The organism is Ancylomarina salipaludis, assembly GCF_004122035.1.
In the GTDB taxonomy this organism is placed as follows: Bacteria; Bacteroidota; Bacteroidia; order Bacteroidales; family Marinifilaceae; genus Ancylomarina; species Ancylomarina salipaludis.
The window spans coordinates 157,161-169,592 of the sequence record NZ_SAXA01000008.1 but is presented as its reverse complement, the minus strand read 5'-3'; the positions used below and the strand labels follow the sequence as shown (position 1 = coordinate 169,592).

7 protein-coding genes are annotated in these 12,432 nt (G+C 33.8%); 5 read left to right on the top strand and 2 right to left on the bottom strand.

The features are described from left to right. Positions 1 to 83 precede the first annotated feature (83 nt). Positions 84 to 1,385, top strand: coding sequence for a cation:proton antiporter domain-containing protein (locus EO244_RS10360; RefSeq protein WP_129254605.1), 1,302 nt, complete (start codon positions 84 to 86; stop codon positions 1,383 to 1,385). Positions 1,386 to 1,684: 299 nt separating this feature from the next. Here EO244_RS10360 and EO244_RS10355 read toward each other — a convergent pair whose 3' ends face one another. Further along, positions 1,685 to 3,334 carry a Zn-dependent hydrolase gene (locus EO244_RS10355; protein ID WP_129254604.1) on the bottom strand — a complete coding sequence of 550 codons (1,650 nt, stop codon included), beginning with the start codon at positions 3,332 to 3,334 and terminating at the stop codon, positions 1,685 to 1,687. 239 nt (positions 3,335 to 3,573) lie between these two features. Then, positions 3,574 to 5,691, bottom strand: coding sequence for an HD family phosphohydrolase (locus EO244_RS10350; protein ID WP_129254603.1), 2,118 nt, complete (start codon positions 5,689 to 5,691; stop codon positions 3,574 to 3,576). A 223-nt stretch (positions 5,692 to 5,914) separates the two neighbouring features. Between EO244_RS10350 and EO244_RS10345 the strand changes: the two genes are divergently transcribed. The 4 genes from EO244_RS10345 to EO244_RS10330 all read left to right on the top strand — a co-directional run bounded on the left by EO244_RS10345 (position 5,915) and on the right by EO244_RS10330 (position 12,411). Next, entirely contained in the window at positions 5,915 to 6,709 is a 795-nt protein-coding gene (locus EO244_RS10345) for a C40 family peptidase (RefSeq protein WP_129254602.1), read from the top strand. A 233-nt stretch (positions 6,710 to 6,942) separates the two neighbouring features. Next, a complete protein-coding gene (locus tag EO244_RS10340; RefSeq protein WP_129254601.1) occupies positions 6,943 to 7,110 on the top strand; it encodes a DUF362 domain-containing protein in 168 nt (55 codons plus the stop codon). Positions 7,111 to 7,769: 659 nt separating this feature from the next. Continuing rightward, complete coding sequence (locus tag EO244_RS10335) at positions 7,770 to 10,934, top strand: SusC/RagA family TonB-linked outer membrane protein (protein ID WP_129254600.1); 3,165 nt, start codon at positions 7,770 to 7,772, stop codon at positions 10,932 to 10,934. Between the two features lie 19 nt (positions 10,935 to 10,953). Beyond that, positions 10,954 to 12,411: a SusD/RagB family nutrient-binding outer membrane lipoprotein gene (locus EO244_RS10330; RefSeq protein ID WP_129254599.1), complete on the top strand. Its 1,458-nt coding sequence runs from the start codon at positions 10,954 to 10,956 to the stop codon at positions 12,409 to 12,411. The last annotated feature ends 21 nt before the right edge of the window (positions 12,412 to 12,432 follow it).

Genomic DNA, 12,432 nt, shown 5'->3' with positions numbered 1-12,432 from the left:
TATTGCAGCATTTTGTTCTGATTAATCTAATTATCTTAAAAAATGTTTATTTTGGATATGAAATAATTACTTAATCTTTTCACATGGTAGAATTCGGCTCATATCCGTTAATTATTGCAGGCTGTTTAATCATTTTGCTCTCTTTTCTTTTTTCCAAGTTGGCTTATAAAACCAATATTCCTTCAGTTTTAATGCTGATTGGTTTAGGTGTTCTGATTCAGTATGGGTTGAAATTGATTCATGTACATGAAATTAATTTTTTTCCAATTCTTGAAGTGATTGGGATTATTGGTTTGATTATGATTGTGCTGGAAGCAGCACTCGAATTGGAACTGAAAAAAGAGAAGACAGAGTTGATTGTAAAATCTCTGCTAATTGCCACTTTTGGACTCGTTGTGTCATTGTTTGCAGCTTCTGCAATCATCCATTATTCGATCCCTGATATGGATTGGTTGACGTCTTTATTGTATGCCACGCCCTTATCAATTTTATCCAGTGCTATTATAATTCCAAGCGTTGGAAAGCTTGGTGAGGAAAAAAAAGAATTTCATGTATATGAGAGCACGTTTTCGGATATTATTGGGATTATGATTTTCTATTTCATGCTTAATTTGATTGAGTACCAGAATCCTGATCCATTATTAAATTCTGTAGTTATGCATCCAACCTTTAGTTTCTTTATTAGCACCGGAGTCTCTTTGATTGTTGCTTTTTTGGCGAGTTATTTGCTCTTATATATCTTCCAGTTTATTAATGATGGGGCGCGTCTATTCTTGCTAATCTCACTTTTGATTTTACTCTATGCCGTTGGAAAAATATTGCATCTATCTCCGCTAATTATCATTCTGGTTTTTGGAGTTGTTGTTCAGAATAATGAACTCTTTTATCGGGGTTTTCTACGTAAATACTTGCATCAAGAGAAGTTCGAAACGCTTAAACGTGAGTTGCATTTTATAACCAGAGAATCAGCTTTTGTAGTTAGAACCTTCTTTTTTGTGATTTTTGGAGCGAGTATTCTTATTTCGAGTATATTCAGTTTCCGGGTTCTGGAAGTTAGCCTCCTTCTTTTATTTAGTATTTATGGAATTCGCTGGTTGTTTCTTCGTGTTTTTATGGGAAGTGATATTTTTCCACAACTTTGGATTGCTCCACGAGGATTAATAACTGTCTTACTGTATTATGCCATACCTCCGGAATACGGGAGCGAAGCTTTTGATTCAGGGATTCTCTTATTCATTATTATTGCTACCAGCTTAATTATGACTTTTGGCCTAATTGGTACTGCAAAAATTCAGGATATTCCTTTAATCATAAATCCAATTGTCGATGAGGATAAGCTTTATGATGCAAACGGGAATTCTGAAAAAGAATCTTCTGAAGATTAGTTTAATGGCTGATTTAATTTTGAAAGATAAACTCAGGATAAAATCTCTTCCTGATGATAGGAATAGGCGGGCTATGTCAAAAATATTTTCGATAAGAACTTTCTGATGTTGGAAAAAGAATATTCGTCTTTTGAAAATTTGGATAAATCTTCCTGATCATTCTTCAAACTATTGGTGATATCTTTTTTGTATAGGTGTAAACATCCTCAATGGGTGGGGTTATGAATAATACAAAATATCCAAAAGTAAAAGCTTGTCGAACACGACAAGCTTTTTACTTTTATTAGGACAATTTGTTTTTATTCCATTGCGAGTTGATCTCCCTGATCGTAAACAACGTCCTTAGGAATTCGTGCTCTTTGAATGCGATATAAGTCATTTAGAAGTTCGTTATGAATATAACCTTTATCCTGAATTAGTTCAGCAGCTTTTTCATAATCACCGTCTCCCTGAATTGCCAAAACGAGTTTCGAAAGAGATTCGATGGCTTTCTTCATTTTATAATCGTTAATTTTATATGTACCGGTTTTAGAGTCGTATTTAAAAGCCTCTTGCTCTTTAAAATAATTGAAACGAATCATATTGGCAACTCCTTGTGCATCGGTTACACCGAATCTGACTGAGCGGAAAACATCGGCCATATGAGTCACGTAATTATCCACAAGATCAACATCTTTAAGCTCATTCATTTCATGTAATTTGGTAATGAAAAACATTCTCAGAACATCGTTTTTAAGTTCGCGAATAATTGCATAATGTTCTTTTAGTGCGTCTTTAACGCTTCCCTTATTATTTATTGTTTGCGAAATACCAAGACTATTACTGATTTCATAAAAAACTGTATTCTGGAAGAAAGAATTAAACTTCACATGTTTTCTTTGTTTTTCATCGATAACAAGATTGGTAATGGGTTGCAGTATTTTTTGGAATTTGGCTTCCATTACATTTTTGAAGTGAACTTTTCTGGAATGGGCAACGACGCGTTCAGTTCCAATTGGAAGATTTAACCCAATTAACTTATTACCTGCATTACAATAACCTGAGTTATACAGGACATCGTAAATCACAATATCGGAATTTTCTACCGGGGTTTCTGATTTGTATTTATCATCAACAGGTAAGTTCTTTTGTAGGTAAGGAAGAAGTAAAGAGAATTTCTTAACCTCATCTGTCCATTTCAAATTCCTTAGTAGAATAAAGGCTCCATATGAGTATTTTGTCCATATCAAATGGTCTTCAATATTTTCGATAGGACCAGCAATAAAGTCAATTTTATTGTCTTTTAAGTTCAACCAAAGTGCATCACTTTTTTCAAAATTATCGGTTAATAAATCATCGGCACGTTGTAATAAGTATTTTTTAAAATCCGGGCAGTCACAAAACTCTGCACCTTTACGTATATGATCAACAGCTTTGTTTATTTGATTTTTATAGGCTTCATAATAAGGGATAACTTTAAGACTTCCCTTAGCATCTTTTTTTATGATTGTTAATGGCTCAAACTTTTTATTTCCCGGAATTGCAAAGAAATCATTTTGGTTCATATCGCTTGGGAAAAAGCCGGCACCAAGTGGGCGAGGAGGGAAATCATCTGTAAAAGGAGCATTACCATCTAACCTATCCCAGGGACCGTAGTTAATCATGGCATAGGCTTTCATATCCGGATCGTCACCAATTTTATTTAGAAGTGTATTTTTATCTCCATAAGCTTGTTGCCAGTATATTTCATCAATGGCATCTGCCGCTTGTAATAGGTGAGAGAGAAGTTTGACATGCCCTTCAGATAAGCTACTTAAATCGGCATTCAGCTTAACCTTAGCATAATTAGCCAACTTACGTTGCATGACAGTGTCTTTTGTGGTTTTTACTTCTTTTTTTGGGGATTGACAGGCACTGATAGATAAAAGAAGCATGAAGATACTTAGGCAATAAAGGTTATAACGTTTCATAATAGAGAGAGTTTGGCGTTAGAAAATTATTCGATTTCTGTTAGTAATTATTCTGTGCAAACAAATAATAATGAATTGTTTAATTTCTAAGTTAAGGATTGTTTCTATTAATTACAAGAAATTTTTTTGAGTTCATTTTTAAGCAACAGCTTAATGAAAAGGATACATATTAAAAATATTAGTTTCCTATTATGGATCAAAAAAAAACTTGACTGTTTGTTTTCAGTCAAGTTTTTGTTTTAGTCTCGGTTTATTTCTTTGGGATATTCTATCCTGGCGTGATAGATATTGATGAGCATCTGGATGAATATGTTTTTGACCTGATGGATATTTTTAAAACTGATATCTGCCATTTCAAAACGATTTTCAGAAATCTGTTTGTCGATAAGACTAATAACCAGATTTTCGATACTCTCGGGTGTTTTTTCTTTTAAACTTCTCGAAGCAGCTTCAACTGAGTCAGCCATCATTAGCACAGCTGTTTCCTTTGAAAATGGATCGGGGCCGGGATAAGTGAATTTTTCTTCATCAATCTCTTTATCGGGATATTTATTTTTGAAAGAGGTGTAGAAATACTGAACACGTCCTGCACCGTGATGGGTCTGAATAAAATCTATAATTTGCTGTGGTAATTTATGTTTTTTTGCGATTTGAATACCGTACTTGACATGGTCAGTAATGATTTGTGCCGATTTATCAAATTCCAGATTATCATGAGGATTTCTGTTAGTCATTTGATTTTCGATGAAATAAACTGGGTTTTTCATCTTTCCGATATCATGATAAAGAGCTCCGGTTCTTACTAAAAGGGGGTTGCCTCCGATTTCATTAATTGCAGCTTCTGCCAAATTTGCTACCGTTAGGGAATGTTGAAAAGTTCCGGGTGCATGTTGAATCAATTGACGTAAAACCGGGTGGTTTTGATTAGCCAGCTCGATTAAAGTCACATCGGAAATAAACCCAAAAAGTTTCTCGAAAATATAAATAAGTGAATAGGAAAATGTCAGTAATAGGCCATTAATGGCGAACCATATGAAATTTTTCCATTCAATTTCTTGAATGCTTCCTTCCTGAGTAATTGCGAAAGCAAAATAAACGATGCTATAAGTAAAGAATGTAATAATGGCAGTGATAACAAGTTGGCCTCTACGTTCAAGTTGAGGCAAAGAGTAGATGGCCATAATTCCTGCTGATAATTGTAAGAAAAGAAATTCAAAGCTATTGGGGGCTAAGAATCCATTTAAAAGCAAGGATATAATATAAATAAATAGAGCCGATCTTGAATCGAGAAGTGTTCTAAGAACGACCGGAATTAAGACAAAAGGGATGATATAAATATTGATGATTGGAAACTTCATTGCCAGACTGGACAGCCCGACAAAAAGTACAATTAAAAGCAAAATAAACAGTAGTTTTTTATTGTCTTCAAGTATTTGTGTTCGAAAGTTTCTCAGGTAAAGAAAAAGCAAAATTAAACAGGCTAAAATGAGTAGACTTTGTCCCCCCATAATCAGGTAGTGGCTCTGTGAAGAGCCCAATATACTTTCATATTCTCGTTTTAGTGATTCCAGAATTCTGAAGGTGTCATCATCTATAATATCACCAATCAGGGCGATACGGGTTCCCGCTTTAACTAAACCCTTGGTCAGAGAAATATTGCTAAGCATACTATTTTTAACCTTCTCAGACATATCCTCATTATAAATGAGATTAGGTGTTAAATAGGTATCCAGATTCAAATCCTGAAAGAAGACATGATAGCTCTGATTTTTGAAATCATTTTTTAGACTTTGACTTATAAACTCATAGGCTATTTTGGGAGTATATAAGCTTTTGGTTTCAATTTTTTCGCTGACATTATTCAGAGAGCGATTTATTTTCTCTGGTATCTGAAGTTGAGGTGTTGACGCTTCGATAATTCCGATATCATAAATGCCGGAAATGATGTCTTGAAAATAAAGCAGAATACGTTTTTTTTCTATTGAAATAGTTGATTTTTTGTAGTTTAAATTTTTGAAATTATCAGTTTGAATGTACGCATTCCATTTCTTTTCGAAATCAGCATTGAATTTACTGCTTACCTGTTGCAGAATTTCAGGTTTGTATTCATAGTAAGGTGAGTATTTAGCTAAAAGACTGTCTTTGTTTGCAGCGAGTTCCGCTTCTGTTTTATGGATAGCAAAGTCGAATGGTGCAATCAATGTTTCGTGCATCCATGGCTTTCCTTTCTGATACTCGTATCTGAAGTTACCTATATTAGGATATATTAAAGATAGAACGCCTAAAGTGATAATAAATAATAATACACGGTATATGGCTTTGATATTCTGTCGAATCCAGCGAATATATTTTCTCATATTTTATAGATTGGAATCTGGTTTAAATCTAAATTTAGATTTAAAATGTTTAGATAAAAGTAATCATTATCCTTTAAAGTTAGGACTGATTGTTTCTTTTTACTTTAATCTTGAGCCTAAGGGAAAAAAGAAGAAGATTGATCTGATTTATTTATATATTTGATACAATTACGTTCAACAAAACGTATTTAGTATTAATCTTTTTTTAAAACTTGTATTGAAAATGACTTATGGCATTTCTGATTTAAGTATTATTCCCGTTCGCAAAGAACCCACTGAAAAAAGTGAGATGGTGAGTCAAATTCTGTTTGGTGAACATTTCGAAATAACTGAAACAACTGAAAAGTGGTCAAAGATTAGGTTGGCTTTTGATCAATATGAAGGTTGGGTTGATAGTAAGATGATTACTAATATTGATGAGGAACTCTTCAATAAACTGAATAAGGATTTTCCTGTTGTTGCTAATGATACGTTCAATCTGGTTTTTCAGGAAGCGGATTATTCCAATAAATTGATTGTTCCGGGGAGTTCTTTCCCTTTTTGTGATTTAGAGAAAAAGACCTTCTTTTTAGCTGATAAGCTTTATCATTATCAGGGGGTGGTGTCATCAAATGGGAAAAAGCCTGAAGAGTTGAGAAATTCTCTTATTGAATCAGCACTCAAATATTTCAATGCGCCTTATTTATGGGGGGGGCGTACACCTTATGGAATAGACTGTTCCGGTCTGAGTCAGATTGTTTATAAGTTGAATGGCATTTGTTTACCACGAGATGCAAGTCAGCAAGTGAAAGAAGGCGAAGTTTTAACCTTTGTTGAAGAGGCTTTACCGGGTGATTTGGCTTTTTTTGATAATGAAGAGGGACAAATAACGCATGTAGGTATTATTTGGGATAGGCATAAAATCATACATGCTTCGGGAAAAGTGCGAATTGATAATGTGGATCATATTGGAATATTTAATGTGGATACTCAACAATACTCGCATAAGCTGAGAGTAATAAAGAGGATTATTCCCTGATCTGGATTTTCAGATATAATTATTAGTGCCGCTATTCATTATTTAGCGGCATTATTTGTTTAGAAATTGATGTGTAAGAATAGTATTGTAGCAATACTGTCTGTTTATATAAGAGAAATAATTTAATTTATAAAAAATCTAAATAAGTTTAAATACTTTTGCTTGACATTGAATAAATCATGTCTTAAATTGAGTATAATTATCGTTATACGTTTAATTAAAAAGTTTTTACTATGACTTATTTTATTTCGGATGAATGTATTGCTTGTGGTTCCTGTATGAATGAATGTCCCGTTGATGCGATTTCAGCAGGAGATATATTTTTAGTCAATGCAGATGATTGTATTGATTGTGCAGCTTGCGCCGAGGTGTGTCCCGTTGATGCAATCTCTGAAATCTAAAACCTATTTTATAAAATAAAGAAACAGGATGTTCAATGATGAATATCCTGTTTTTTTGATATCAAGTTTAGTCTTTCTTTTTAAGCATATAGCTTATCTGACTTTAAATTATTTTAATGTAATTATTATCAAATATTCACTTAAGATGTGGTGAGTATATGTTTGATTTGGTAGTTGTTAGCTCATGATTCGAGCGTGTATTAGATCCTGCTAAATATAGAAATCAATGTTTTTTAATCTGTTTTTTGATTGATTTTTCATTTTTTTATCAGAGAATGGAATAAATATTTTTGAATTTTTTCGGGTTTATTAGGTAAGCATAATTGAATTTTATTTATTTTTTATATTGAAATCAATATGTTCATATCTATCTGATTAATAGCTTGGAATGAAATATCCATATAGTTAGGGTTTTATACATGAATTAGAGATATATGCATCTTTAGTTCTGTTTGTGATTGTTTCTCTGTAAAGTTAAATTATGTTATTTTTTAAATATTTCATAATTCATTATTGATTGTCAATAATACGGTTTTTGGGTGTGTAATATCCAGATTATCAGCATTTTGTTAAGTGTTAAATATTTTTAAAAGATGAATTTATTAGTTAAATTATCTCTTTGTTGACCACAAGTTTTTAATTAACTAAAAATTTAATCTATGAAAAAACTTACCTTAATTGTTTGTGTTTTCATGTTAACATCTCTAATTGTTAATGCACAAACAAAGCAAATTACTGGTACGGTTACAAGTGCTGATGATGGCATGGGAATGCCTGGAGTGTCTGTTGTTATTAAAGGAACAACAGTAGGTGCTAGTACCGATATTGATGGAAAGTATATTCTGGAAGCAAAGGCATCAGATGTTTTGCTATTTAGTTTTGTAGGAATGGTTTCCCAAGAAATCCCCATTGGAAACAAAACTGTTATTAATGTTGTTATGGTAACAGAATCTATTGGAGTAGATGAAGTTATTGTAACTGCTCTAGGTATTAAAAGATCTAAAAAAGCTCTGGGATATTCTGTACAGGAGGTTAAATCTGATGAGTTAACTAAAACAGGGACCCCGGATTTAGCTAAAGCACTTCAGGGAAAGGTTTCAGGTATTGATATTAAATTATCCAGTGGTATGCCTGGTGCTTCTTCACAAATTGTAATTCGTGGGTCACGTTCATTTACGGGTAATAATACGCCATTGTATGTGGTGGATGGAATGCCTATTGCAAGTACTGCAGCTTTTAGTACTGGAAACAGTGTTACAGGTGCTGATATTTCCAATAGAGCATTGGATCTGAACCCTAATGATATTGAAAGCATCAATGTACTTAAAGGGCAAGCTGCTGCTGCCTTATACGGACTTCGAGCTTCTAATGGAGTTGTAATTATAACAACTAAAAGTGGTAAAGGTGGTAAAAAAGGGAAACCTGTTATTTCATTAAATCAAACGACAAGTTTTGATATTGTATCAAGAACACCCGATTATCAAAAAGTTTGGTCACAAGGTAATGCTGGTGTTTATGGACCAACAACCTCACTGTCGTGGGGAGCTAAAATTACAGAACTTCCAAATGATCCGACTTATGGTGGGAATGGAAATGGACATGAAGGCATGTATAAAGTTCCTCAATTAGAGGATGGTGGTTTGGATCCATGGGTAACTCCTAAGGTTTTTAACAATTGGGATGATTATTACGAGACAGGTTATACTTCTACTACCGGAATTAATGTCAGCCAAGCCACAGAAAAAGGTAATTTCTCTATTGGTATTGGATATACAGATCAGGAGGGTATTGCTTTGAGTACAGGAATGGAACGTTGGAATGCCAAAGCAGCTGCAGAAAGTAAGCTTAATGAAAACTTTACGGTAGGATTTTCAGCAAATTATGCCAAAACAGAGGTGGATAAGTTATCAGGTGCCAATGATGCATCATTGGCGGGGGTATTGTCAGCGCCTAGTAGTTATAATCTTAAAGGATATCCTTATCATGTAGTTGGTGATCCTTATAGCCAGATTTACTATCGCTCATTAACTTTTGATAACCCATACTGGTTAGCACATAACAATACTTTTAATGAGAAAACAGATCGTTTTTTTGGTAATGCCTATGTAACCTTTGAAAAAGCATTAAGTGCTGACTTAGATTTGAGAATTAAATATCAATTAGGTATTGATACCTATACAACACATTACCAGGATATCTTTGGTTTTGGAAGTAAGGGGAAGTCAGGTTCTATAGAAAATTACGGAGTAACCGATCAAACTTATAACTCACTTGTAACTGCTAGTTTTGATTGGAAAATTAATGAGGATCTTCAGTTTACTGCAATATTAGGTAATGAGTTGAATCATAACGAAACAAAGACTTATGAACAATTTGGTCAGGAGTTTAATTTTGGTGGATGGAATCATATTAATAATGCTAATACAGTGACTGCATCTGAAGCTCAAAACAAGGATCGAACTTTCGGTTTATTTGGAAGTTTATCTTTATCATGGAAAAATATGATATTCCTCAATATGACAGGAAGAAATGATGTGGCTTCTTCTATGCCAAGAAATAATCGTTCATTCTTTTACCCATCTGTATCACTTGGATTTGTAGCTTCAGAACTTGAATCTATTAAGAGCTTAAATTGGATAACTTTTGCTAAAATCAGAGGATCTTATGCAGAGGTTGGTCAAGCAGGAACTTTTTTAGAGAATTACTATACAAAACCAAATTATGGTGGTGGATTTTGGACAGACGAACCAATCACTTATCCATTAGATGGTGTTAATTCCTATATACCTAATAATGGTCTGTATGATCCAAACCTAAAGCCTCAAAATACTAAATCTTATGAAGTGGGAGTCAATCTTAAATTTGTAAATAATCGTTTTGGAGTTGATTATACTTACTCAAGGCAGAATGTTAAAGATCAGATTTTTGATATTCCTTTGGCCGGCTCAACCGGTGCTAATAGCCTGACTGCTAATGGTGGTGAGGTTCATACAAACGGACACGAGGTTGTTTTGTACCTAACTCCAATTGTGACCTCTGATTTTACCTGGGATATTAATATTAATTATTCGAAGATCGATAATGTGGTTGATAAATTAGCTCCTGGTGTTGAGAGTATCTTTTTAGGAGGTTTTACAACACCACAAGTTAGAGCAGGTATTGGTGATACTTATCCTGTAATTTATGGATCTCAGTATAAAAAGAATGAGTTAGGACAGATTTTAGTTAATGAAGATCCCAATGCCTCAGATTATGGAATGCCGATGTCAGGCGAACCTGGTGTAATTGGATCTATATCTCCTGATTTTATTGTGGGGGCTTCAACTAATTTCATTTACAAAAATTGGTCATTAGGGGCAACTTTTGAATGGAAAGAAGGAGGACAAATGTATTCAGGTTCTAATGGTTTGTTAGACTTGTATGGAATGTCCAAGAGAACAGAAGATCGTGAATCTACTTTTATTTTTGATGGCTATAAAGCCGATGGATCTAAAAATGATATTGCCCGAGGTGGCCCAGGTGATCCTAATGCAACTCAAGTTCTTTTTTCTGACGTTTTGACAAATATTGATGAATACTACATCCATGGGAATTCTTTTATCAAGCTCAGAGAACTATCATTGAAATACAACTTCCCTAAAACTATTATTCCTAAAGTTGATGTAACATTAACAGGATTTGTCCGGAATATCTTGCTCTGGACTGAGTTGGATAACTTCGACCCGGAATCTTCTCAGGGAAATAATAATATGGCTGGGGGATTTGAGCGTTTTTCATTGCCTCAAACCACAAGTTTTGGATTCAGCGTTGATGTTAAATTCTAACCATTAATTTATGAACAATATGAAAAAAAATATTTATAATATTGCGATTGTCTTATTTGCAATTACTTTAAGTTCTTGTTCTGAAGATCTGATGGATAATATTAACAAGAATGTTAACGATCCTGCAAATGTGGCTTCAAATTTGATCATCACAGACGTGATGACCAATTCAGCTTTCAGTGTAACTGGCAGTGATATTGCTTTTTATTCATCGGTTTATATTGAGCATAATGTTGGTTCTTTTAACCAAATGTACAATGCTGAAATTAGATCGAATGAACCAACTAGTAGTACGACTTATAATAACTCATGGAACTCTATCTATCAGAATCTACTAAATCTTAAAGACATCATTGAAAAATGTTCAGAAGGAGGATCTGAAGAAGGAAATTTCTATACTTTAGGTATTGCCCAAATTTTATCAGCTTATAATTTAGCAATCTTAACTGATGCAATGGGCGATGTCCCATGGACTGAAGCTCTACAGCCCGGTGTAATTTTTACACCCGTTGTAGATAAACAAGAAGCTATATATGCTGATATTTTTACTTTTTTGGATGATGCTATAGCTAATCTTGGAAAAGAATCCACATTTCCATATTTGGAAAATCAAGATTTTATTTATGGAGGTGATGAGGCTAGTATAGGTAATTGGATCAAGTTCGCTTATGGATTAAAGGCAAGATATACAATGAGGTTGTCAATGAGATCACCCAATTATGATGATGTCATTACGTTTGCCAATAACTCATTTGCTGATGCTTCTGAGCAATGTCAATTTGATTACAATGGGACCTCTTCAAAAAGTCCGTTTCAGCAATTCTTTTTAGATCGGGATTATTTTGGTGCGAGCACAAGTTTGCATAATAAATTAACCGCAAGAAATGATCCTCGAGATGCTATTTTCTTCAAGGCTTACGATGAAGGCGGAACTTTGGAGTTTGCGCCCAATGGGGCCCCTAGTCAGGAGCAAGGGAAATATGGTATTTCTGCAATTAGTTCTATTACAGCGCCAACTTACCTTATGAGTTATCATGAAATTGAGTTTTTAAAAGCAGAGGCATATGCCAGAAAGAATGATTTGGTAAATGCTAAAATTGCCTTAGAGGCAGGAATTGTTGCTGCTTTTGCTAAGTCGAACATTGATATTTCAGAAGCTGATGCTATGGATTATTATACTAATGAAGTTGAACCTGTTTTATTAGATCAGGCAACAACTTTAAAGGAAATTATGGTTCAGAAATATTTAGCATTTTTTGAAGAAGAAGCTTTTGAGGCATATAATGATATTCGTAGACTGCGAGCTATGGGAAATAACTTTATTCAGTTGGATAATCCATTGAATTCGACAAAATTTCCATTGCGATTTACTTATGGATCTGAGGATGTTACGACTAATGTAAATGTTAGAGAAGCTTATGGTGACGGATCATATGTTTATACTGAAAATGTATGGTGGGCAGGTGGTTCACGATAATTCATATTTTATAATTTAAAA